General features: G+C 34.7%; 19 protein-coding genes. 11 read left to right on the forward strand and 8 right to left on the reverse strand.

The genetic code is table 11. The features are described from left to right. Positions 1 to 10: 10 nt before the first annotated feature. The 8 genes from ACE94K_RS11765 to ACE94K_RS11800 all read right to left on the reverse strand — a co-directional run bounded on the left by ACE94K_RS11765 (position 11) and on the right by ACE94K_RS11800 (position 13,747). Entirely contained in the window at positions 11 to 1,330 is a 1,320-nt protein-coding gene (locus ACE94K_RS11765) for an MFS transporter (RefSeq protein WP_378172261.1), read from the reverse strand. A 4-nt stretch (positions 1,331 to 1,334) separates the two neighbouring features. Then, positions 1,335 to 1,703 carry a cupin domain-containing protein gene (locus ACE94K_RS11770; RefSeq protein ID WP_378172263.1) on the reverse strand — a complete coding sequence of 123 codons (369 nt, stop codon included), beginning with the start codon at positions 1,701 to 1,703 and terminating at the stop codon, positions 1,335 to 1,337. Positions 1,704 to 1,706: 3 nt separating this feature from the next. Then, on the reverse strand, positions 1,707 to 3,968 hold the full coding sequence (locus tag ACE94K_RS11775) for a heparinase II/III family protein (RefSeq protein ID WP_378172266.1): 2,262 nt from the start codon (positions 3,966 to 3,968) through the stop codon (positions 1,707 to 1,709). Between the two features lie 34 nt (positions 3,969 to 4,002). Next, the gene (locus tag ACE94K_RS11780; RefSeq protein WP_378172268.1) at positions 4,003 to 5,553 is read right to left on the reverse strand and encodes an IPT/TIG domain-containing protein; all 1,551 of its coding nucleotides are present in this window, start codon (positions 5,551 to 5,553) and stop codon (positions 4,003 to 4,005) included. 18 nt (positions 5,554 to 5,571) lie between these two features. Then, on the reverse strand, positions 5,572 to 7,989 hold the full coding sequence (locus ACE94K_RS11785) for a polysaccharide lyase 6 family protein (RefSeq protein WP_378172270.1): 2,418 nt from the start codon (positions 7,987 to 7,989) through the stop codon (positions 5,572 to 5,574). Beyond that, entirely contained in the window at positions 7,989 to 9,482 is a 1,494-nt protein-coding gene (locus tag ACE94K_RS11790; protein ID WP_378172272.1) for a RagB/SusD family nutrient uptake outer membrane protein, read from the reverse strand. The genes ACE94K_RS11785 and ACE94K_RS11790 overlap by 1 nt, the downstream gene beginning before the upstream one ends. 84 nt (positions 9,483 to 9,566) lie before the next feature. After that, positions 9,567 to 12,713: a SusC/RagA family TonB-linked outer membrane protein gene (locus ACE94K_RS11795; RefSeq protein ID WP_378172275.1), complete on the reverse strand. Its 3,147-nt coding sequence runs from the start codon at positions 12,711 to 12,713 to the stop codon at positions 9,567 to 9,569. Positions 12,714 to 13,027: 314 nt separating this feature from the next. Continuing rightward, a complete protein-coding gene (locus tag ACE94K_RS11800; protein WP_378172278.1) occupies positions 13,028 to 13,747 on the reverse strand; it encodes a FadR/GntR family transcriptional regulator in 720 nt (239 codons plus the stop codon). Between the two features lie 799 nt (positions 13,748 to 14,546). On the opposite strand from ACE94K_RS11800, the gene ACE94K_RS11805 reads away from it, so the two are divergent. From ACE94K_RS11805 to argH, 11 genes are all read left to right on the forward strand, one after another. Next, on the forward strand, positions 14,547 to 15,188 hold the full coding sequence (locus tag ACE94K_RS11805) for a GNAT family N-acetyltransferase (protein WP_378172280.1): 642 nt from the start codon (positions 14,547 to 14,549) through the stop codon (positions 15,186 to 15,188). Beyond that, positions 15,176 to 16,366, forward strand: a complete 1,191-nt coding sequence (locus ACE94K_RS11810; RefSeq protein ID WP_378172282.1) for an argininosuccinate synthase — start codon at positions 15,176 to 15,178, stop codon at positions 16,364 to 16,366. The genes ACE94K_RS11805 and ACE94K_RS11810 overlap by 13 nt, the downstream gene beginning before the upstream one ends. Further along, entirely contained in the window at positions 16,363 to 17,340 is a 978-nt protein-coding gene (gene argC / locus ACE94K_RS11815; RefSeq protein ID WP_378172285.1) for an N-acetyl-gamma-glutamyl-phosphate reductase, read from the forward strand. Before ACE94K_RS11810 ends, argC begins: the two co-directional genes overlap by 4 nt. A 93-nt stretch (positions 17,341 to 17,433) precedes the next feature. Further along, positions 17,434 to 18,228 carry a pyrroline-5-carboxylate reductase gene (gene proC / locus ACE94K_RS11820; RefSeq protein WP_378172287.1) on the forward strand — a complete coding sequence of 265 codons (795 nt, stop codon included), beginning with the start codon at positions 17,434 to 17,436 and terminating at the stop codon, positions 18,226 to 18,228. A gap of 80 nt (positions 18,229 to 18,308) precedes the next feature. Further along, positions 18,309 to 19,448, forward strand: coding sequence for an aspartate aminotransferase family protein (locus ACE94K_RS11825; protein ID WP_378172289.1), 1,140 nt, complete (start codon positions 18,309 to 18,311; stop codon positions 19,446 to 19,448). A gap of 1 nt (position 19,449) precedes the next feature. Beyond that, on the forward strand, positions 19,450 to 20,646 hold the full coding sequence (locus tag ACE94K_RS11830; RefSeq protein ID WP_378172291.1) for a glutamate-5-semialdehyde dehydrogenase: 1,197 nt from the start codon (positions 19,450 to 19,452) through the stop codon (positions 20,644 to 20,646). Further along, positions 20,630 to 21,442 (forward strand): glutamate 5-kinase, encoded by an 813-nt coding sequence (gene proB / locus ACE94K_RS11835; protein ID WP_378172294.1) that lies wholly within the window; start codon positions 20,630 to 20,632, stop codon positions 21,440 to 21,442. The genes ACE94K_RS11830 and proB overlap by 17 nt, the downstream gene beginning before the upstream one ends. Positions 21,443 to 21,584: 142 nt before the next feature. Further along, the gene (locus ACE94K_RS11840; protein WP_378172296.1) at positions 21,585 to 22,529 is read left to right on the forward strand and encodes an N-acetylornithine carbamoyltransferase; all 945 of its coding nucleotides are present in this window, start codon (positions 21,585 to 21,587) and stop codon (positions 22,527 to 22,529) included. 180 nt (positions 22,530 to 22,709) lie between these two features. Then, complete coding sequence (gene argB / locus ACE94K_RS11845; protein ID WP_378172298.1) at positions 22,710 to 23,495, forward strand: acetylglutamate kinase; 786 nt, start codon at positions 22,710 to 22,712, stop codon at positions 23,493 to 23,495. A 41-nt stretch (positions 23,496 to 23,536) separates the two neighbouring features. Then, positions 23,537 to 24,697 (forward strand): M20 family metallo-hydrolase, encoded by a 1,161-nt coding sequence (locus ACE94K_RS11850; RefSeq protein ID WP_378172300.1) that lies wholly within the window; start codon positions 23,537 to 23,539, stop codon positions 24,695 to 24,697. Positions 24,698 to 24,798: 101 nt separating this feature from the next. Then, positions 24,799 to 26,076: an argininosuccinate lyase gene (gene argH / locus ACE94K_RS11855; protein ID WP_378172302.1), complete on the forward strand. Its 1,278-nt coding sequence runs from the start codon at positions 24,799 to 24,801 to the stop codon at positions 26,074 to 26,076. Positions 26,077 to 26,116: the final 40 nt, after the last annotated feature.

Raw genomic sequence — 26,116 nt, forward strand, 5'->3', positions numbered from 1 at the left:
ATTTATTTTTCTAAGGGTGTTGTTTTTTAGCAGTTAATGGTTGTATGTTTCCACATAAAATCCAGACACTTGCCAACACTATTAAGGTCAAAACTCCCCCAACAATAAACGCTGGAGTATAATTTCCTCCGGCAGTTAGAGTAGATACTAATGCTGTTAGACCTACGCCAGCAAACTTTGCCGACATTCCGGACAGGCCAGAGAGTGTTCCAACTGTCTTTTTACCAAATAAGTCACTCGGTAATGTTTGTATATTCCCAATAGCTGTTTGAAATCCAAAAAGAATAACAGCCATAATAATTACAGCATTGACAGGGCTTCCCGGATCAGATAACAAATAAAAACAAGGTAGCATAATTAAACATCCTAGTGAGATGACAAACTTTCTGGTTTTATTAATATTCCAACCTGATTTAATGCGATTCTGCGCCAAAAGTCCTCCGAACCAAGCACCAATCATAGCTCCAACATAAGGAACCCAACCATAGATACCCACGGCTTTGACATCCATACCATATACTTCTGCTAGATAGATAGGAATCCAGAAAACAAATAGCCACCATATCGGATCAATTGCTGCCGAAGCAAAAATGACTCCCCAACTCTCTTTATGTGTTAGCATTTTACCGGTTTCAGGATTATACTCGTCAAGTTCGTTTTCATTTTCAATTTGACCTGTATTTTCTGATTTCGATTTGTCAAGAATATAATTTCTCTCCTTTTCAGTAAGCCACGGATGTTTTCCCGGTGGGGCTTTGACAATTAGCATCCATGGGATCAACCAGAGTAAACCCATAGCTCCAATAATTATAAATATCATTTGCCAGCTAAAATGAACGGTCATAAAAGCAATTGCAGGAATTGATATAATACCTCCAATGGCTGCACCTGAATTAAAAATTCCTTGTGCAAAAGCACGCTCTTTAGCGGGGAACCATTCTGCATTTCCTTTTGCAGCACCCGGCCAATTGCCTGCTTCTGCAACACCCAGAATAGATCTGAAAATCGAAAAACTAAGAAAACCTTTAGCTAAGGCGTGTAATGCAGTTGCCAGAGACCAAAAACCTATAGAAATAGCAAAACCTAATCGCGTTCCTATTTTATCAAAAATCTTTCCGAAAATTGCTTGACCAAAAGCATAAGAAAATAGGAAAATCGAGGAGATCCAACCATAGATATCCTTTCGCTCATCCGCGGACTTGTCTGGATATAATTCTTCTGCAATATCAGGCCACAATACACTAAGTGATTGCCTGTCGATATAATTAATTACTGTAGCCAAAGCGATTAGCCCAATTACCCACCAGCGTAATCCTTTTATTTTAGTCATCTAATTATTTCTTTTGGTGTGAAATTTCTAAAAAATCCTCGCGTATTGGGCTGAATACATCAATAAGAACTCCTGCTTCCAGACAAACAGCACCGTGAGGAACATTAGGAGGAATAAAGAATCCATCACCAGCATTTAATATCTTTTTTTCATCTCCGATGGTAACTTCAAAACTTCCGGATTCTACATAGGTTGTTTGAGAATGGAAGTGGTCGTGGATATATCCAATCGCTCCTTTTTCAAAATTTACTTTAACCATCATAATATTTACGTCATAACCGATCATCTGTCGTGTAATACCTTCTGCGGCTTGTTCCCACGGCTTATCTTTGGTTATAAAGAATACGTCGCTTTTTATTTTTGAGTAGCTCATTGTTTAGTTGGTTTTTAAATTATAATTTCCCGTCCATTGATATTTTTGATCATCAATAGTCAGTTTATGTTGTTTGTGTGGATCGTGTTCTTGATTAACGATCATTAATGTGTAGCGTTCATTATTTTTGAATATCACTTCTACAATGGTGTACATCGCATCAGAATAAATCAATTGAATATTTTTAACATCAGAATGCGGATTTTGAACTGATTCTAATTTCGGATCAAAATTTCCGTGAGGTTCTATGATATTGACAAAAACATGATTTTTTTTATTACTTTCTCTTATCATATAAGAAGCATCATTTCTAAGATTAAAATGAGGATCATTAGCTCCTAATCTTGAAAAAACCATTTTACTGTCCAGATTTACAAGGCTGGAGATAGAGTAGAAGCTATTTTGGTTTAACCATGTTAAGGTAGCAAAGTTTTTATTGCTATTGCCTTCTGCTAATTTCCATAAATGTTGGTATCCATTTTTAACTCCAAGAGGTACTAATGTTTTTTCTTTTAGATACTCAAAATTAGTTTCCATTACTTGTCCTTGATACATAAAGTTAAGATCATATTGATGCGATTCTTGAGCCTTAATTGCGTATACATCAATAATAAAAGGAGGTCTTTCTGAAGCTTCTTTTTTGACTAAAGCCAATGTTCTTTGCATCATAACTCCTTGATATGCATTTTCTTCCTTTGCACTAACAATTTGAAGATTAGCATCTTTTAAATTGGAAAAAAGTAATTGAGGACTCACTTTACTCGATGTTTTTACATTCGCGTTAAACTGAGAAGTTTCATCTACCGTTACTGTGTTGTGGGCAATAGTTTGTTTTGCCCAGGTGTTATTTTCAGTAAGATATCGTCCACCTTCTTTAGATTCTACGTTCAGAAACCTTGCAGCACCATAATCCTGTAAAATTTCTTGTTTTCCATCATATAGAAATATAGACAATCTATCAAAGTGTCCGTGCCCCATTCCTTGAGAAGCGAATTTAAAAACGGTAGTAAGTTTTTGATCTTTTCTCCCATTTGGGATTCGTAGCAGCGCTAATCCTCCTTCTCGACCATCTTTACCGTCTGTTATTAGTATTGATTTTTTTTCATATGCTTTTGGTGTAAAATCTTTCAAGGCTTTAGCAACTTCTAATCCTGCTCCAGAGATACTCACTTTTTCTTGGTCCGATATTATAGGCAGTAACGAGGTATCTTTATAATAGGCATATGCAATATTGCTGGCAAATATCAATTCACTGGTTAAATAGTTTTTTTCTTTTAACGCATCATTAAATGGGAAAAAAGCTCCATTTTCATCAGTTAGTTGCAATACTGTGGTTACCGCTTTACCTAATAATTGATCTCGGTATTCGAAGATGTTTAGATCGGGTTGATTGTTTTGGATCGCTTGTGCAAAAAGCATAAAAGGCATCATTGCATATCGCTGATAATAAGGTCCTTCAGAATAATATCCTTCCGGAGAAAAAAGCATATCGATTTGTTTAAGAAAACCAGTTTCTTTATCCTTATTACTTCCGTACAATGCACGGTCTATCATATCCTGATCTTTGAGAACATATCCTGTCATACCAACGCCCGCTACTGCCCAGGTTCCGTGGTTATGTATTTTGTTAAAGGTTTTTTTAGAATCAACACTTATAAATTCAGCTACTTTCTTGAAGACATTATCTTCGATTATTATTTTGTTTTCTTTAGAAATAGCATCACTTACTAGATTATATGCTTGTATGGAACTAACCAACCATACACTTTCATTGAGCCCTTGCCAGAAAAGTTTTCCGGCAGGATGATTTTCTTTGCTTTTAGGGTGTAAAGGTAATTTAGGGTACATTTCTGCATATCCCAATAACATATCCGTTACAAATTTGGAATATTTAGTATCTCCGGTGATTGCATAGGCAATTCCGGCAGCATACATTTCTCCATAGTTACGTTTGTGTTTCTCGTGGGTATATCCACCGCCCGGATCCTTAGGCATAGGTATTTCTATACCATTAAGAATAGCTTTATCTGCTTTAGTCTTATGCTCATCAAATGAAGTTTTTAAAACATGGTTTTCAGCTAATAATCCTTTAATTTCTTCTGCTTGAGAACCAGATAACGAAAGCACGGGCTTTTGGTTTTTAAGCTCCGTTTTGTTTTCTGTTTTGCCTTCTTGGTTACAGCTAAAACTTAAAATACCAAGAGTTAGGGTTAGGCAAAGAATGCCTAACCTTAACCGATTAGTATGTAAAGGTGATGGGATCATCTATGATTTTGTATGATTCGTTATTTATAATTTTTTAACCTTGATCTTTCCAAAATGTTTGGTCCGTAATAGAGGCGGCAGAATAATCTACAGCTCCAAATTCCGTCAGTACTCTATCTGTTACAATTATCCAGTCATAGTCAGCTGATCTAGGAATATTATCCGAGGAACTACCAGCGGTGAGGCGGAAGTGGAATCTGGAGAAGTCTGCGGCACTGTCCATAAATCCATTAAGTCTTACAGCAACCAATACCCATTCTCCTCCTGTATCCAGAAGAGGACCATTGGATTCTCTTCGCTGGGCACTCGAAGTCCCTAAGTATATTTTTGTTCTACAATCGGCCCCATTAATTCTCATCCAGAAATGTAACACAGGATTACCACCAAATCTTCCGGCAGGATCGATTAATGCAGCTGATTCTTCTCCCATTTCTTCTGTACCGAAATCATCACTAAAATCATAACAATATATAGATGCCAAGGTACTAGTGGTTGCTTTTGGATAATCTAAATGCAAATATCTATTTCCAAAAGGTTCTGTCATTCCGGCGAATCTTGGCTGCTCCGATGGCTCTTCTCCCAATGATAATACTACTTCAGAAGGATCTCCATTTTTATTATCTCTTACGGTTTCAAGAGCTTTAGTATCAAAATCGTAATATTCATAATAAGGTCCGTTGATGTAAGGTATATTAAATACAGTTTGACGTGCTTCGGTGTCTGTTATAATAACTTCTGCAATACCTGTTGTTATTCCGGATGGAACCATAAAAGTCAATTCAGTTGGTGTTGTAGTAATTGTTGCTTCGTTACCATCTACGGTCACAGATGTTGTGAAATTGATATTATCACCAGTTATTGTTACGATATTATCTCTTGACATTATTCTTGGCACATTGCTAGGTTCTGGAGTAGGTATATTAACTAGAAAGGAAGGACTTAACTCTTGCGCGATTTCACCACTATTACTGTTAAATACTAGATTTAGCGCAACCGGATCCAACGTACCAGGATTAGGAACAGTTACTACAATTACATCATTTTCTTGGAATGAAATCACACCGGCAACTCCTCCAAACGTTACGCTTGATACTACACCTAGGTTAGACCCTTCGATAATCAATAAGTCGTTTGCTGTAGCTTCACTCGGAATGGTGCTTGTTACAGAAGGCACCGGGTACGATACATTTAAAGTTTCTATTGAGGTAGCCGTAAATTCAAGATTTTCTGCACCTTGTCTGCTTAAATCATTGATAAGGACGATAGGACCAGAGATTACTGAGGGATCAACTCTTAATAAAATCTGAGTATCACTTATCTTACTTTTAATTTCAGTTGGTATACCACCGATCGTTGCTCTATCAACAAATTGAAGAAATTCTCCTTCTATAAGTACGTCTTCAAGTATTTCTACATTTAACGGAGAAAAACTGGTGATTATCGGAGTTGCCGATTCTATTTCTTCAACAGTTTGGTCCACTTCTATATCCGCATCACAAGATGAGGATATTACAAATATCAACATTAAACAGAAAACCAATAGCCCTGCTAAGATTCTCTTGAAAGATGCTTCGTAATTTTTCATAATTCTATGGTGTTAATTTTATTTTTTTGCTTCCCACTTCAATCCAATGCGTTGTGTTTTAAGCAAAGGTGATTTTTCACTTGGAATAAAGTTGTTTTTATCGTCCCATTTAGGGTTTTTATATTGGATATCTTTTGCAGATGCTCCTTTTGTTGTTTTTACCGTACCACATTCAAAAATGACACAATTGCTAATACTATTTTTAGCTCCTTTTAGGTTAACAGGGTTAACCACTTTATAACTTTGTTCAAATACAGAGTTTTTGATATCAACCCAAACAATACCCTGGGTTCTAAGAACAGTACCTTTTTCTATATTGCCTACATTGCTAAATACCGAATTATCTATTATCAGTTTTCCTCCTAAAGTAGATTCATCGTTTCCACCTCGATAATAGTTTACTGCCCATTGTTCTACATCTTTAAAAATAGTATTATCAATGTGCACTACTTGAGCGCTATATTTTCCCGTATCATCCTTTTCTTCTGAAAGGTTTATTCCTCTATATGCATTCTCGATTCTGGAATTAACGATGCTAAGGGTGTCTGCAAAGGTTCCTTTATATCCTTTGTACACACTTCCCCCGTTTGTATTTTTAAAGTTATGGATATAGCAATTGTCAATAAATACTGAATAGGTCTCAGATATGTCCTTATCAGGAGAAACTACTGCATATTTTATAGGAGTGTTTAATTCTCCTGAAATTTCCAGATTTTTTAGTCGTAACGAGGTGCCTCCTTCAACTCTAAAGAAATAGGTTGGATTTTTTTCTAATCCTTCTTTTATTTTTAATAAAGGTTTTTTGTCTTCAAAATTTCCTTCAATAGTAATACTACTGTTGACTTTTATTCCTTTTTCTAAAAAATATTCTCCAGGCTTCAGTTTAAGAATACTACCGGCAGAAGCTTTTTTAAGTGCTTTGTGTAAAGTGCCTATTCCAGGTTCTACTTCAATAATATCTGATGTAACGATGGGTTTTTGAGGTGTTACTTTAGAGTTCCACGAAGTACCACTCTGTAAAACAAGTGCCTTAGGAAGTTTTTTATTTCCAAGATTATATGCTCCTGCAACAAAGATGTCTCTCTTTGTTCCTGTAATATCAAGTTGGGTCAGCTTACCTTCAGGTTTGGAGTTTTTGATTAATTCTTCATTAATGCTTTTTGGAATGTAAAGAATATTGTCTAAAGTATCCCAGTTGACTTTTACCTTTGTAAACCCTGCTTGATTGAAACCTTTTTCAGAATCAAGAATATTCCCATAGAATTTAAAGCCTTCTAATTTATCGTGAACTGAAGCAATTTCACCATTTTTACTATTGAAAATTAAATTGTTTGCAAAAACAGTATTAATAGGCGCCAAAGATCTTTCTTCATCTTTTCCAGCACAAAACTGAATAGGAGAACAATTAATAATGGTATTATTCTGGATGTTAACATCCTTTACCTGATGGTATCTGTTTGCAGGACTGTTAGGTACGCCATTCATAATTACAATTGGACCTCTAAAACCATCTCCGGTTAGATTCAACATTAGATTATTTCTAATGACGTGACCTGCATTAATAATTCTGATACCGCCTGTATTTGGTTTTTGATTTCCAATAAATACATTACTTTCAATTAAACACCTGTTACCATGTCTTAGTGTCAAAACACCTTCACTTTCTAAAAAAAGATTGTTACGATATACGTTATCACAAGATTTGTTAGAAATAATTTCTATCTCTCCATTACATTTTTCAAATACATTGTCTTCCACAATAGTTCTGGAAGATAGAAGAGAATTTTGGCTGGTTCCAATTCGTATTGTTTCTCCTCCGTTAAAACCTAAAGGAGGCCGTTCACCAAAATAATTATGATCAATCCTATGGTTATTTTGGATGTGATTATCTCCTTTTAACCAAACCACCAGTGTAGTCCCAGAATTAGTTTTGCCTGCAAGATAATTGTGATCTACTCTGTTATTTTTCCCCCAGATACTAACCCACTTGTAATCTGTAGCTTTGGAGCTTGGGTTATAATAGGTGATAGCACAATTAGTAAGTCTGGAATGTGTTGCAAATTCTTTAGAATTCACTCTAAATGAGATCACAGATTTATCTGAAGTAAAACCATTTTTAAACCAAAGCCCTTTCACTATCAAATGATTTCCGGCCAATTTTAAGCTAGAATCTCCGGTAATGAATACCTTACCGGATTCTTCTGCTTCGATGACGATTGGGTTTTCAGACGTTCCCTGACCTTTTACAACTAGCTTAACATCTTTCCACTCTCCATTTTTGAGTATGATACGATCTCCTGCTTTTATAGATTTTATGGCACTATTAAATTCATCAATAGTCGCTACTTTAATCTCATTGGCAAAACCTATATATCCAATAAAAAATAGTTGGATGAATACTAATCTAGTAATGATATGTTGTTTAGTTATAGTCATTAATAACCTACATTTTGAGCCAGGTTCGGGTTTAGATCAATTTCTCTTTGAGGAATTGGTAACAATAACTGAAAATCAGAGATTGGACTTGCGTCAAGATCAGGATTATCAGGGTTGTTGTATGCAAATTCTGTGATAAAGTGCTCATTTATAACAGTTAAAGCTCTATTGGTTCTCAAAAGATCAAAAAATCTGTGGTTTTCGAAAGCAAACTCGAGTCGTCTTTCATTCTCTAACGCTAGCTTAAAGGCAAAACTTGAAGTTACATCAGCTTCTGTTAAAGCAGTAAGACCAGCTCGCTCTCTTACTTTATTTAATTCTATTAAGGCTTCAGAAATTCCTCTGGCGTCTATATATGCTTCAGAGAGCATTAATAATACATCGGCAAATCGTGTTACAGGCCAATCTACATCTCCGTCATCTAATGCATTGAATTCAGAATTATATTTTGTTACGTGTTTGTTGAAAATCTCTGTTCCGTTAGTCGCGATATAACTATCTGCCATAGATGAAGGTTTTCTCTGGTCATCTGTTGCGTATGCGTTAGAAACATCTTCGGTAGGAACGTTGAGTCCGTCACCGTTTCCGAAAACTACATTTCCATCACTCTGTAAAGGAGCGAAGAAGTTAGGAAAAGGAGACCCTAGCCCGATAAGTCCCTGCTCATACCGAACAGAAAAAATAACTTCATCGTTTAATTCATTACCTGGTTCGAAAAGATCATTGTAATTGGGTAATAAGTCATTGATACCTCTATCTCTTACATATTCGAGTTGAGTAATCGCTGCTTCTAAGTCCCTCATAGGACTTGATAAATGTACTTTTCCTAATATAGTTCTGGCGGCAACACCTGTGGCTCTTCCAAATTCGGAATTATTGTATTCTTCCGGTAAAAGGGTTATTGCATCATTTAGATCTTTAATAATAAATTCATATACTTCAGTCACCGGTCTACGAGACAGCTCGAAACCTTCTTCTCCAATCAGTACTCTATCTACAATTACCGTGCTGCCGTATAATCTTGTTAAATTAAAATGCATCAAAGCGCGTAGGAATTTGGCTTCTCCTTCGTATTGGTTTCTAAGATCCGGATCTTCCACTATTTCCAAATTGGCTAAAATCCTGTTAGCCAGTGCTATAGTTTTATAACAAGAGGCGTAATATTCTTGATTTAAAGAATTGTTAGTATCAACCGTAAGACGATCTAATGTAAATCTTGGTGCATCGGATTCTGGTGATCTGTCTGGATTCGTGAAAGTATTATCAGAACGTAATTCTGTCACATTCCATTCTACAGCCATTACATCATATAAACTAGAATACGTTGCAATTAATCCTCTATTTAATTCTTCTTGGTTTTGATAGAAGTTTTCATCCGTTCTAAAGGAAATTACATCTTCTTCAAGATCGCAGGACATCATAAGTAATGTCAGGGACAATACATAAATATTAAAATTTATGAATCTGTTTTGAAGTTTAAAAATATGTTTCATTATAAATATTTTTTTGTCTTTCTTTCGTCATCCGATAGTAGTGTTACCGAATTCCTTCTGAAATAGACTTTGATTAATTGCTTTTTAGAAATTGATATCCAATCCAAGTGCAAGTTGTCTTTGCACTGGTGTAACTCCTCTTTGATACCCTCTTATTAAAACATTTCCTCTATCGGTATTACCTTCTGGATTATTTCCTAAATAATCATCCGCTGCATTATACCATAAATTTTGGCCAGAAATATATATTCTCATTTTTTCCAGTCCTATTTTATTGGTAGAATGTTTAGGGATCGAATATCCTAAAACTACTTCACGTAATGAGATGTACGAAGCATCTTGCACCGCATAATCTGTTTCTAACCAAGGCACTCCGATTCTAACACCAGGTCTGCTAGCAGGAATGTTTTCATTGAACCATTGATCTTCTGCGTATACAGCGCTGTAACGTTCTACTTCATTGTAAAAGGCTTCTCCCCATACAACTTCACCTCCTTGAGATCCTTGAAAAGAAAAGTTAAGGTCTAGGTTTCCGTAGGTAAATGTATTGGTGAATCCCCATATAAAATCAGGAAAAGGATCACCAATTACGGTTCGGTCATCTTCATTTATAATTCCATCACCATTTACATCCACTCTCTTAAGACCTCCAACGGCATCTGTTATACCGCTTGGACTGTTTGCAAGATCATCAGCATCCTGAAAAATACCATTGGTTCGGTATCCATAAAATTGAATGTATGGTTCTCCGACACGAGTAATATATTGATCGGTTCGTTCTCCATTATTAATCGCTCTTTCTGATCCACCAAATGAGATAAGTTTATTTCTGTTAAAAGAAATGTTAGCGTTTCCTTGCCATTTCAGTTTCCCAGCACCAATGTTTGTAGATAGGTCAAATTCCCAACCGGAATTTTGTACTTTTCCGATGTTATTCCATTGTTCGTCAAAACCTGTACTATTTGAAATTTGTTGTCTAAGTAACAGTTTTTCAGATAATTTATAATAATAATCAACGGTTAGGTTAACTGAGTTATTAAAAAAACCAAGATCAATTCCGTTATTAAATTCTGTATTCGTTTCCCAAGTGATGTCTGGATTTCCTTGTAAAATATCTACTTCACCTTGTCCGGTTGTAACTCCACCGGTATTTCCTAAACTATAATTTGCAAAATCTACAATAGTTTGTGAAAGGAAATCGAATAGAGGAGGAGCTGCTCCACTTATACCCCAACTTGATCTAAGTTTTAGGTTATTCACAGCGTTACCTATACTATTTCTCCAGAAATTTTCGTTAGCAACGTTCCAACCTATAGAAACAGAAGGGAAAACTCCGTATTTATTGTTTTTTCCAAATTTGTTATACCCATCTGCTCTTCCTGCCAGTGAAAGTAGGTAACGATCTTTGTAAGCATAATTAATTCTGGCAAGGTATGAAGACAAAATTGTCTCATCTTTTAAAGTAAATGTATTATTTAGATCAATGATAGTTCCTCCGTTAAGAGTTGTTATTGTTTCATCATCAAAATTGGTTATTCTTAAATTACTGAGACGCTCTGCAGTATTCTCGTAGGTGATACCTACTAATAATCCTAGATCGTGTCCGTTAAAATCTCTGTTGTAAGTAAGGGTGTTTTCGTTTATGTATTTAACCGTAAGCTGATCTGCTAAAATTCCTTCAGTTTCACCGTCGCGGTCACCATCTGAGCCAAAAAATTCTTCTCCGGTTCTATATCTTACATATCCTCCCAAAGAAGATCTAAACGTAAGCCCTTTAGCTATTTTCCATTTTACAGATCCGTTCGCTAATAATCTATATTCAAAACGGTTTCTTCTGCTGGCTTCCTGTCTAGAAATTGGATTGAAGTTAGAAGAAGACCATAAGTTTTCGATATTTCCGGTGTTTTCTGTTTGACCTGTCACAGGATCTATGTAATCAAAATTTAAATTTCTAAAATGTAAAGCGTGCGCATAACTTCCTACTGGTTGTCCAGTTAAATCAGATGTATATTGATTATGTCTTACAGGAATCCATGTTTCATATCTTCCAGTATCTGTGAAATTAATAGATGATTGTCTGGTTAGGGTATAAGAAGGATTAATTTTTAAATCAAAACTAAGGTTGTCTGATAATTTAGATTGAAGCCTAGCAGATAAATTTAGTCTTTCTAAATCGTTATCTTTTCTAAGACCTTCATCATAAATGTAATTTGCAGATACTAAATAGTTTGTTCTATTGCTACCTCCGTAAATATTTAATTGGTAATTATCAATTCTGGCTGGATTTCTTAGCGCTTCTTCTTGCCAATTAGTAGCACCTCCTATATTTTGAGCAATAGTTCTTTTACCGATTTGGGTGTTAGAATAATTGATGAAATTAGGCTCTCTATTTTCTTGTTGTGCATTAAAATTCTCTACCAATTGATTTCTAGATCTATCTAAATCAGAGAATTCGATGGCGTCTATAAGATCAATACTTCTTGCAGCCTGCTTGAAACCGGATAAAGATTTAAATTCATAAGAGGTTTTTTCTGCTTTTCCTTGTTTAGTTGTGATCAGTATAACACCATTAGCACCTCTAGATCCGTAGATGGCTGTGGAACTTGCATCTTTAAGTACTTCTATGGATTCAATGGTACTTGGATTGATAAATTGAAGTCCATCATCAAATGGAAAACCATCAACCACCACTAAAGGAGCCGAACTAAGACTAATAGAACCAATACCTCTTACGATTATTTCAGGTTCATCTCCAACATTACCAGTAGTATTTCTGATTTGAACTCCTGCAATTTTTCCTTTAATACTGTTAGAAACGTTGGAGTAAGGTAGTTCATCTAAATTTGTATTTTCTAGTTTGGCAACCGAGGCGGTGAGACTTGACTTTTTCTGAACTCCGTAACCAATAACCACTACCTGTTCTAACTCAGATGCTTCTTCTTCCAGAGAAACGTCAATTTTTGTCTGATTTTGTATCGTTACAGTTACTGTTTTTTTTCCGGTAAATGAGTAAGAAACTATGTCTCCTTTATTAACTTTGAGCTGGTAGTAACCATCAAAATCTGTAGTTGTACCAGAATTTGTTCCTACTATTAATACATTTACACCTGGTATCGGAATTCCATCTTCTTGCGTAGTAACGACACCTTCTAAGGTTATATTGTCTTGAGCAAGCACTGTACAATGATATAGAACAATCATTATGACTGTTATTATCTTTTTTAAATGCATAAGTAATTATTTTTTAAGTTTTAATGCTTTGATTTAAATCACTATTAAATTCATTTTCGATATAAAGCAAAACCATAATGTCATAATTACTTATTTCTGAACAAAACTTAAAAATAAGCTAAACCCAAAACTGTTTAGCAATTTTTTATATCTTTGTACCTATCTATCTATAAGAAATTATAGTATTAATTTTACTTTTTTATATAAGTAAAGTTTCGAAAATAAAGGGATGAGTTTGGTAGCCGTCCCTTTTTTTGTTTCTGTTTTTTTTTTGCTACATATTAAATTGGTGTTAGAATTGTCCCTTGTTTTATTTATTCTTGATCATAACAAAATTTGTATAAATCTTTAAAGTGATCTTCGAGTTTAGCAACGGCTCTATCAGGATCCTTATCAATAATTGCGTCAATAATCGCTTGATGTTCTTTTATTAACAAGTGGTTTTCATCTTTATTACAAACTTTTTTTGCCACAAAATGCGTAATGATTTCTGGTGTAATAACCAGCATAAGAGAGTTGATTACACTGTTACCACTAGCTTCAGATAACTTAAGATGAAACATTAAATCTTCTTCTACTGCATTAAGACCATTAATCGCCTTTTCACTATAGGCTTTATGAGCTTCTTGTATTTGAAATATATGCTCATCAGTTCTTCGGGTTGCCGCCAGGCGCACTGCATTAGTCTCTAGTATCAATCTGGTTTCTACCAATGATTTAAAATCAGGTTCCTGTAATTGTAAAATATCTGACATCATTCCATTGAGTGCGGTTACACCAATATTAGATACACGAGTACCACTTTGGGGATATTTTTTCACCAATCCATAAAATTCTAATTTTTGGATAGCTTGACGTAGTTGATTACGACTTACGCCTAATTTTTCGGCCAACATTCTTTCTGCAGGAAGCTTGTCTCCAGGTTCGAGTTGCTTAGAAACAATTAATTCCCTAATTTTAGAGATAATCATTTCTTCGGAACCCTTTTTGGGACTGGATGAAATATCCACTTCCTTTATTGTTTTTATACTCATAATACTGGTTTTGATTTTAACTGGTTGACCAATCTGGTTAACCAAAAGTATAGTTTTTTTTTATTTTCACAAAATTTATATGTTAAAAATATTAAGAAAGCTTAAAAAAGGAATGTTTTTTTAATCAAAAGCTTATTCTCAATCCTTTTCGTATTGTAAAATTGGTATTTAAGATATGGAATTATAACTAATTAAATACCATAATAAAAGATCACTTAGTATAGGGATTTATTAGGGGTGCACCTTGCAATAGATTAAATTATTAACTTATTTTTAATCGTGCTAAACAATCCTTTCCAAGTAATTTAACTATTTGATAATTAATTTAATGTAATTATTTAGTGAGTTTGTTGAGATTTAATCAAAATATGATTTAGTTTTTATCAAAATGATAATTCTGAAAGAATGTCCGTTTTTTCCTTTTACCTAAAGCTTTTTTTTATGTAATATTGTATTAGCTAGTTAACGAAAGGGGCTACGGCCGACGATTTAGAGTTACTATTATGAAAACGGTACATTTTACATTTACAGAAGTTAGAGTTCAATTCTTGAACCAATTAGTTAATATCATAACAACTGCACGCCGCTTTCGTCGCCCCTTGTGGGTTTAAAATTATTTTGAAGTAGGTGCGTCCTTCTTCCCCTTAAAAATATTCCGATTTTAATTGAGTTTAAATTTTGAATAGAAGATACCAGAATATCTTATTTCATTCTTTAAGACTAATTAGTAATCTCCAAAGGAATCATACCATTTTAAATTTTTTTAAGTAAAGAACTTTTTGATAAGCGGGACTCGTTTATGAAACAGATAGAAATTATCATAGCTAATAATAACCATTTAGGTTATGCACAAGAAATTTGTGATGTCATATCAGACTCTGCCAAGGTAAGAGGAACCGGTATTGCTAAACGAACACCGGAGTATATCCAAACAAAAATGAATAACAGTAATGCAATTATTGCTTTATGCAAGGGTAAATTTGCAGGATTTTGTTATATCGAAGTTTGGGGGCACGAAAAATATGTAGCTCATTCAGGTCTAATCGTACATCCTGATTATAGAAATCAGGGGTTGGCAAAAAAAATTAAAGAATTCACCTTTAATTATTCTTTACAGAAGTATCCGCATTCCAAAGTTTTCGGAATTACAACAGGATTGGCAGTTATGAAAATAAACTCTGATCTTGGTTACAAGCCCGTTACTTTCTCTGAGTTAACAGATGATCCAAAATTCTGGGCTGGATGCCAAACCTGTACCAATTATAATATTCTTACCGCAAAAGATCATAAGATGTGTTTATGCACAGGTATGCTGTATGATCCAGCAAAAGCAACCAAGAAAAAGGAGAAATGGTTTGATAAAAAAGTATTGAAAAGATTAAAAGAAATTAAGCAAACCATGCTTACGAGCAATAAACAATTGTTGTTATGGAAAAAGTAGTAGTAGCGTATAGCGGAGGTTTAGATACTTCATATTGCGTAAAATACCTTATTCACGAAAAGAATCTAGAAGTTCATACTATCTTGGTAAACACTGGTGGATTTTCTGAAGAAGAACTGGAACATACGGAAAAGAGAGCTTATGAATTAGGAAGTGCATCACACGTAAACAAAACAATATTAGAAAAGTTTTATCAAAAAGCGATTAAATATTTGATTTTTGGTAATGTTCTTAAGAATAATACCTATCCCTTGTCTGTGAGTGCAGAAAGAATCTTTCAGGCCATAGAGGTGATCAATTATGCAAAGAAAGTTGGTGCCAAATATATTGCGCACGGCAGTACAGGAGCGGGTAATGATCAAATACGATTTGATGTCATTTTTCAGACTTTGGCACCCGAAATTGAAATTATCACTCCGATAAGAGACTTAAAATTATCCAGACAAGAGGAAGTTGAGTTTCTCAAAGAACATGGAGTGGATTACAGTTGGGAAAAAGCTCAGTATTCTATTAATAAGGGTATCTGGGGTACTAGTGTAGGAGGAAAAGAAACCTTAACATCCAATAAAGCTTTGCCTAATGATGCTTATCCAAGTCAACTTCAAAAAGAGAATGAAGAAACCATTACTTTAAATTTTGAGAAAGGCGAATTAGTTGGCCTAGACGGAATCAAGGACACTCCTGTTAAGAATATTCAGAAATTAGAAGAACTAGCAAGTGCTTTTGCCATTGGTAGAGATATTCATGTGGGTGATACTATCATAGGAATTAAAGGAAGAGTAGGATTTGAGGCTGCTGCACCTTTGGTCATTATCAAGGCACATCATTTATTAGAAAAGCATGTATTGACAAAGTGGCAACAATATTGGAAAGAACAATTAGCGAATTGGTACGGAATGTTGCTACACGAAGGGAATTATCTGGATCCGGTCATGAGAAACATTGAAGTATTTCTTGAAGATTCTCAAAAATCTGTTACCGGTGAGGTGATGGTAAGGTTAAAACCATATCATTTTACATTAGAAGGAATTGAATCTGAGTTTGATATGATGAAATCTGATTTTGGTCAGTATGGCGAAATGAATAACTCCTGGACGTCTGATGATGCGAAAGGTTTTATTAAGATCTATGGTAATGCAAATAAAATTTATCATAACGTAAATCCAAGCGAATCATGATTAAAGTCGGAATCATAGGAGGATCAGGATATACGGCGGGAGAATTGATAAGATTATTGGTTCATCACCCAAAAGTTCAACTGGATTTTGTTTACAGTACTACCAATGCCGGTATTTCTATAAGCAAACAGCATGTGGATCTGTTGGGTGATATAGATCTTTCCTTTACAGATACCGTTAATCCTGCTGTAGATGTATTATTTCTATGTCTTGGTCACGGAAGATCCAGAGCTTTCTTAGAAGCAAATACATTTTCTAATGCTACCAAAATTATTGATTTAGGTAATGATTTCAGGTTAGAAAATGACAAAAGTTATCTGAATAGAAATTTTATATACGGCTTACCAGAATTACAAAAAGAAACTATCAAATCAGCTCAAAATATTGCGAATCCCGGATGTTTTGCTACGGCAATACAGTTAGGCTTATTACCGTTGGCTTCCGATGGAAAATTGCAAGAGTCTGTTCACGTAAACGCTACCACAGGAAGTACCGGGGCTGGAGTAATGCCCAGTGGAACTACACATTTTAGCTGGAGAGATAACAACTTTTCAAGTTATAAGGTGTTTAATCATCAACACTTAGGCGAAATTGTTCAAAGCATTTCACAACTACAAAGTGATTTTGAAGCTCCGATTTTCTTTATCCCTAACCGAGGGAATTTCAGTAAAGGAATATATGCTACGATGTATACAAAATATAATGGATCCGAAGAAGAGGCTAAAGCGCTCTATACTTCCTTTTACAAGGATGCAAAATTTACTGTTGTATCAGATCAAGAAATTCATCTGAAGCAAGTTGTAAACACCAATAAATGTATTCTACATATCAGAAAGAATAATGGAATGGTAGTAATTACGTCGGTTATTGATAATTTAATAAAAGGAGCATCTGGTCAGGCTATTCATAATATGAATTTGATGTTTGGATTGGAAGAAAAAACGGGATTAGAACTAAAAGCAAACGCCTTTTAAGATTATCAGTGTTACACTGAACTTGTCGAAGTGTAACTAAGAACTTTTAAAATTGAGTCTTCGACAGGCTCAGACTGACAAAAGAGATAAGAAATGAATAAAATAACAATTATAGGAGGAGGTAACTTAGGGAAATCCATCATATCCGGATTGGCCGATAGTGATCTGTTTGAAGCAAAAGATATCACCGTTGTTGATAAATCGAAGTATAATCTTAAAGAAGTTGAGGAGAAACTTGGAGTATCCACTTCACAGCAGATTATTGAATCTATTAAAGATGTAAAATGGATAATTCTATGTGTGCAACCAAGACAGTTAGATGCGGTTTTACAAGAGATTAAAGATTTGATTACCAGTGATCAAATATTAATTTCTACAGTTACAGGAACCTCCATTAAAGAAATTAATGAAGTCGTTCCAAAGAATAAAGTGGTACGAGTAATGCCCAATACAGGAGCAGCAAAAAAACTGTCTATGACCTGTATTGCAGCTAATGATGATGTGAAAGAAGAGCTATCTATGGTAGAAAAAATGTTTGATACCATAGGAGAAACCTTAGTAATCGAAGAAAGATTAATGCAGGCAGCTACGGTTTTAGGAGCCAGCGGAATTGCTTTCTTTTTACGATTTCTTCGTGCCATGATCCAGGGCGGAATTCAGATGGGATTTCATCCACACGAAGCTCAAATCATAGCCGTTCAAACTGCTATTGGTGCCGCAACACTAGTAGCAGAAAATGGAACACATCCAGAACGTGAAATTGACAAAGTGACGACACCGCAAGGATGCACAATCGAAGGTTTAAATGAAATGGAGCACCAAGGATTGAGTTCATCGGTAATAAAAGGAGTAATGGCTTCTTACGAAAAAATAAATACGATTAAGTAAGTGATGAAGATTTAAGAAAATAGAGCAAATATTTTTTATCTGTTTTCTCTTCTCTTTATTCTCTTTTTAAAAAGAAAAATATGAAACTATTTGATGTCTATCCTTTATATAATGTGGAACCGGTTAATGCTTATGACAGTATTGTCGTAGATAAAAACGGAATTGAATATTTGGATTTGTATGGTGGTCACGCCGTAATATCTGTTGGTCACGGACATCCGCATTATGTGAAAAGATTAAAAGAACAAATAGAAAAAATAGGGTTTTATTCTAATGCTGTTCAAAATAGCCTACAATCTCAATTGGCAGATAAATTAGGTAAACTTTCCGGATACAATGAATACCAACTCTTTTTATGTAATTCTGGAGCCGAAGCTAATGAAAATGCCCTAAAACTTGCTTCTTTCTATACAGGAAAATCCAGAGTTATATCATTTCATAATGGATTTCACGGGAGAACTTCAGCTGCGGTCGCCGCTACCGATAATAATAAGATTAATTCGCCTCTTAACAAGCAACAGAATGTCACTTTTTTACCTTTAAATAACCTGGACCTAGTGCAGGTTGAATTAAAAAAAGGTGATGTATGTGCCGTTATTATTGAACCAATACAAGGAGTAGGAGGATTGGATGAAGGAACGACTGAGTTTTTTAAAGGATTGGAGCAACTGTGTAAACAAAATCAAGCTGTATTTATTTTAGATGAGGTACAAGCGGGATTTGGAAGAACCGGAAAATTCTTTGCACATCAATATCACGGAATTACTCCGGATATTATTTCGATTGCAAAAGGTATGGGTAATGGTTTCCCAATAGGCGGAATTATGATCGCACCACAAATTGAACCAAGTTATGGAATGTTAGGTACCACGTTTGGCGGAAACCATCTTGCCTGTGTAGCAGCTTTATCAGTGTTAGAAATATTAGAAACGGAAAATTTGATCGATAACGCTAAGCTCACTGGCGATTATTTTATCTCTGAAGCGCTACATATACCGGGAGTTAAAAAAGTAAAAGGGAGAGGATTGATGTTAGGGTTAGAATTTGATTTTGAGGTTGGGGATCTTCGAAAAAAATTGATTTATGACGAACATATTTTTACAGGAGGAGCTATGAACAAAAATCTTTTAAGAATACTTCCTCCATTGACCATTGGTAAATCTGAAATCGATCAATTTATAACATCACTAAAAAAAGTTTTAGTACCAGAAAAGATATAATATGAGTATAACATTAGATATATCACAAAGAAACTCGGTATTACAAAGGATGGCAGTATTGGTCAATCAATACAGAGAGAACATCATAAAAGCAAACCGTATAGATCTTGAATCTTATAACGGAAAGGATTTGGCCATGCAGGATCGATTAAAAGTAGATCATCATAAAATAGAAATAATGATTGCAGCGCTTATTCAATTGGCAAGTCAAGAAGATCCAATTGGAGTGGAACGTTTTCGATTTACTCACGATAATGGTATGCAGATATATAACAAGACAGCTTCTTTTGGAACTATTTTAATTATTTACGAATCTAGACCTGATGTTACCATAGAAGCGGCTGGAATCGCATTCAAATCTGGTAATAAAATTTTACTAAAAGGAGGTAAAGAATCGTTGAACTCTAATATAGAAATTGTAAAACTATGGCATCAGGCACTGGTAGAAAACAATATTTCAAAGGATTGGATAGAGTATCTGAACTATAATAGAACTGAAACCCAAGCTTTTTTGGAGAAACCAACTCAAAACGTTGATCTTATTATTCCAAGAGGAGGAGAAAAGTTAATTGCATTCGTGAAACAACACGCTACCTGTCCTGTTATCGTGAGTGGACGCGGTAATAATTTTGTGTACGTTCACCACGAAGCAGACAGAGCTTTGGCGTTGGATAATATTATAAATGGTAAAACAGATAAAATTTCTGCCTGCAATGCTGTGGATAAAGTGTTAATTGATAAGAACCTTCCTAACAAAGAGGATTTTGTAAGAAACTTGATTGCAACACTCAAGAACTTCAATGTGGAAATATTAGGTGATCCTTCGTTGTCAAAATACGAAGAAGTACTTCCTATTTCTGATGATAACATATGGCAGGAAGAATTTTTAGACTATAAAATTGTGATAGGAGAAGCAGAAAATGCTCCAGAAGCAATTTCTAAAATAAATAAATACAGTGGAGGACATTCTGCTGCAATTATCACCAGAAATCAGAAGCAAGCGGAGACTTTTATGGCAAATGTAGATTGTGCAGCAGTATATCATAATGCTTCCACAAGGTTTACGGATGGCTTTCAACTTGGTTTAGGAGGAGAATTAGCGATAAGTACGGATAAATTACACCAAAGGGGCCCAATAGGATTGCAGCATTTGGTTACAAATAAATGGTATATACACGGAGATGGACAGATCAGATAAAAAGAGAATTATACTAAAGGTTGGATCCAATGTTTTGACCAAAGAAACAGATCATATTTCTAGAGGTAAAATAGAAGACATTGGTAAACAGATAGTTGCCTTGCAGGATACATATGAATTTGTTATTGTCAGTTCAGGTGCAATAGCTGTGGCAAAACAATTTGTAAATCTAGAAAGTAACGGTAAGGAAATTAATGTAAAACAAGCTTTGGCCTCAATCGGACAACCGCATTTAATGCGGATTTTTCAGGAAAGTTTTAGAGATTTAGGGTTACTGACCTCTCAATGTTTATTGTCTTATTCTGATTTTGAAAGAGAACAATCCAAAAAGAATATCGTGAACACCATCAATGTTTTAGTAGCAAATAATTATATACCTATCATAAATGAAAATGATACGGTAGCTACCGATGAAATTCAGTTTGGTGATAATGATAAGTTAGCGGCACTAACAGCTTGTTTACTAGAAGCTGATTTGCTAGTAATCGCTACTAATACGAATGGCATTTGTACTAAAGAATCTGTAGAGAATAGCACCTATGATACCATAGAAGAAGTTGATGATATAGAATCGTTAGCAAGCGAAATAGTTTCGTCAATTTCTACACATGGTACTGGAGGAATGCAATCTAAAATACAAGCAGCAAGCATTACCCAAAACGCAGATATAGAAACCTGGATCGTTAATGGTCTGGAAGATAATTTTATGGTGAACGCAATTGATAAAAAGATTTCTTTTACTAGAGTTGTTGCAGAAAATAGAAAACGGCGTTTAGAAAATAGAGTATATGAGTAAACGACATAATTATAAAAACCTAAAAATTAGAAATTATGGAGAATAAATTAGAAGAGTTTCAAAGAATGATAATGGGTTTTCAAAACAAACTCTAAAAAGTCTTTACGCTATTTTCTCCGTGCTTAAATCTTGGAAAACAACTATGAAAAACTACTTTTCAATAAAAGATATTGATTCGCTTGATCAGTGGGTGAAAGAAGCGATTGAGATAAAGAAAAATCCTATATCCGATAAAACTTTGGGAGTAGACAAAACCATTGGGTTATTGTTTTTCAATCCTAGCCTGCGTACAAGGTTGAGCACTCAAAAAGCTGCTTTAAATCTGGGTATGAATGTAATTGTAATGAATTTTACCGGAGAGGGTTGGTCTTTAGAATATGGTGATGGAACCGTAATGGATCAGGGTAATTCTGAACACGTAAAGGAAGCGGCACAAGTAGTTTCTCAGTACTGTGATGTGTTGGCGATTAGAGCTTTTGCTAAACTCGAGAATAGAGAAGAGGACTATAAAGAAAACGTATTAAAAAGTTTTATAAAGTATGCCAGTATTCCGGTAATTAATATGGAAAGCGCTACAGGTCACCCTTTACAAGCATTAACAGATGCAATTACCATCACAGAACATAAAACAATGCATAAACCAAAGATTGTACTATCATGGGCACCGCATCCGAAAGCCTTACCACAGGCAGTTGCAAATTCTTTCGTAGAAATGACGCAGCGTATGGACGCAGATTTTGTAATTACCCACCCTGAGGGATTTGAGTTAGCCAGTCAGATTACTAATGAGGTGTCCATAGAGTACAATCAGGAAAACGCTTTGAAAGATGCAGATTTTGTATATGTGAAGAATTGGAGTTCTTATACAGATTATGGAAAGACATCTCAGGATCAAAGTTGGAAAATAACCGAAGAGAAAATGAAATTAACCAATAATGCAAAGTTTATGCATTGTTTACCCGTAAGAAGAAATGTAGTGGTTGATGATGCAGTAATTGATAGTGAAAATTCGATAGTAATTGAACAGGCTAATAACAGAACCTATGCTGCTCAGTTGGTGTTAAAGAAGATATTAGAAAATAAATAATGCGATCACAATTTCTTCTTCTTTTTGGGAGAAAAAATTAAGGTGATAAGAATAATTAAGATGAAAACAAAACAAAAATTGTTAGCAGCAAAGATTGGTGAGGGCGGAACGTTAAGAAAATGTCCAGTGGACATTATTAGTGAATGAGCCAGGTGGCGGGTTGGCAAAATAAATTTTAAGATGAAAACAAAACAAAAATTGTTAGTAGCAAAGATTGGAGGTAATATCATAGAAGATAAAAATGCTTTGGATTCTTTTTTAAATGATTTTGCAAAAGTAAAAGGTCATAAAATCTTGATCCACGGTGGCGGAAAATCAGCAACTAAATTAGCCTCGAGACTAGGAGTAAAGACAGAAATGATTGATGGTAGAAGAATAACTTCGGCAGAAAATCTGGAGATTGTAGTAATGACCTATGCGGGTTTATTGAATAAAACTATTGTTGCTGGTTTGCAAAAAAATAGCTGTAATGCCTTAGGTTTGACAGGAGCTGATGCAAATTTGATAAGAGCAGATAAAAGACCGGCTCAGTTTGTTGATTATGGATTTGTTGGTGATGTAACTAGCGTAAATAGTAAAATTTTAACAGGTTTCTTAGAATTAGGAATTACTCCTGTTTTTTGTGCCGTAACCCACGATATGAATGGTCAATTATTTAATACCAATGCAGATACGATTGCTTCAGAAATTGCTTCAGCAATGGGAGTGCATTACGATGTGTCACTTTTCTATTGTTTTGAGCTTAAAGGAGTTCTGGAAAATATCGAAGATAAAGATTCTGTAATTGAGCACATTAATTTAGAAAAATATACAGAACTAAGAGATGCAGAAGTAATCGCAGATGGTATGCTACCAAAACTTAAGAATTGTTTCGATGCATTGCAGAAAGATGTAAGTAAAGTACATATAGCTAATGCGGATTTTATAAAAGATAATACTATAAAACATACGACTTTGAGTTTGTGAGTATTTTAGTTGTGAGTTCTTGAGTTTTAAAAAAAAAGGAAATGGAAAGTATTAGAAATAAAAAATATATATCAGAAATTGATGATAAAGAGAACCTTACATCTGATAACTCAGATACTCGGATACTCAGATACTCAGATACTGAAAAGCTATCAAGCAAAGCCATTGAGCTTTTGCATACACTGATCGAAACTCCATCTTTTTCTTCAGAAGAAGAAGGTACCGCTTCTTTAATTGAAAACTGGTTTCATCGATATCATATACCTTTTGAAAGAGAGAATAATAACATTTGGGCATGCAACAAACATTATGATGAGACCAAACCCACTATTTTATTAAACTCCCATCATGATACGGTAAAGCCCAACGGGAATTATACCAACGATCCATTTAAAGCATTTGTAGAAGATGGAAAATTATACGGATTAGGAAGTAATGATGCTGGAGGATGCCTAGTTTCTTTAATTGCTACATTTACCTATTTCTACAACAGAGAAGATCTGAACTATAACTTTGTAATTGCAGCCACTGCAGAAGAAGAGAGTAGCGGTCCGTTAGGTTTAAAAAGTATCCTGAAATACTTAAAGAATGTAGAATTTGCGATTGTCGGGGAGCCAACATTGATGCAACTGGCAATTGCAGAAAAAGGATTGTTAGTATTAGACGTATCCGTAAAAGGAACAGCTAGTCATGCTGCACATCCCAATAACGATAATGCTATATATAATACATTGGAAGTAATTGAGTGGTTTAAGGAGTATCAATTCGAAAAGACTTCTGAAACTTTAGGAAATGTAAAAATGACAGTAACTCAAATCAATGCAGGTAACCAACATAATGTAGTGCCTTCTCATTGTAATCTGGTTGTTGATATTAGAGTAAATGATAAGTATAAAAATGAGGAAGTTTTAGAATTGGTTAAACAAGCAATGCCTAAGAATGTGGAGGTGAAACCACGATCCTTACATTTAGGTTCTTCATCAATACCAAAAGATCACGCTATTGTAAAATCAGGAATTGCATTAGGAAGAACAACTTATGGATCACCTACACTATCAGATCAATCGGTATTAAGTTGTCCGTCATTAAAATTAGGACCTGGAGACTCAACCAGATCACATTCTGCAGATGAATTTATATATGTAGAGGAGATCAAAGAAGGTGTAGCATTATATATAAAAATTTTAGAAGGAATAGTTTAAAAGAAATAAGAAAATAGAGAAAAGAAATAAGAAAATTGATTGAAGCGTTGGAAAGCCTTCTATCTATATTCTTTTTTCTGTACTCTTTTAAAAATAGAGAAATGAAACTTTGGGATAAAGGATTACCAACAGACCAAAAGATAGATATGTTTACTGTCGGAAATGATAGAAAGCTGGATTTGGTCATTGCAAAATACGATGTGCAAGCGACGTTGGCCCATGCTAAAATGTTACATCAAATAACATTGCTTTCTGATCAGGATATCTCGGCAATTGAGACAGAATTGGAAACATTGGCAAAACAAATCGAAGAAGGAACTTTTGTAATTGAAGATCAGTTTGAAGATGTACATTCTAAAATTGAATTTGAATTAACAAAAAAGATAGGCGACGCCGGAAAGCGGATTCACACTGCTAGATCTAGAAATGATCAAGTGTTAGTGGCTATGCATTTATATTTGAAAGAGGAATTATTAGGTATTAAATCTCAGGTCAAAGAATTGTCTGAAAACTTATTAAGCTCTGCAGAAAGATATAAAGAAGTGCTATTACCGGGATATACACATCTTCAGATTGCGATGCCGTCTTCATTTGGATTATGGTTTTCGGCATACGCAGAGAGTTTTGTGGATGATGTATATTTTGTGAATGCTGCACTAAAAGTTGTAGATCAGAATCCATTAGGTAGTGCAGCCGGATACGGAAGTTCATTTCCGATTGATAGAGAGTTTACCACAAAAGAATTAGGTTTCGAAATGTTAAAATATAACGTGGTAGCCGCCCAAATGAGTAGGGGAAAATCTGAAAAATCAACTGCCTTTGCCATGAGTAGTATTGCAGGAACATTATCTAAACTGGCAATGGATGTGTGTTTATATATGAGTCAGAATTTTGATTTTATGGGCATTCCATCAGAATTAACTACGGGTTCCAGTATCATGCCACATAAGAAGAATCCTGATGTATTTGAGTTAATAAGAGGAAAGTGTAACAAAATACAGGCATTGCCTTATGAATTAAGTTTGTTAACCAATAATTTGCCGAGTGGTTACCATAGAGATTTACAATTGCTAAAGGAAGGCATTGTTCCTGCGATTCAGGATCTAAAAGCGTGTTTAGAAATGGCAATTTATGCGTTGAAAAGTGTCAGGGTGAATGAAACCATTTTAGAGGATTCTAAATATGATTATCTATTTAGTGTTGATACACTTAATGAATTAGTGATGAAAGGAATGTCTTTTAGAGATGCATATGTGAAAATTGGACTAGATATCGAAAACGGAAATTATAAACCTGAAAAAAACACAAAACATAGTCATGTAGGAAGTATTAATAATTTGTGTTTAGAAAAGATCAAAGAGAAATTAAATTCTGTCTAAAAACAATATCATTTTGTCATTCCAGCGCATGCCGGAACCT

Origin of the sequence: Aquimarina besae (genome assembly GCF_042434905.1) — a bacterium.
Taxonomy (GTDB): Bacteria; Bacteroidota; Bacteroidia; order Flavobacteriales; family Flavobacteriaceae; genus Aquimarina.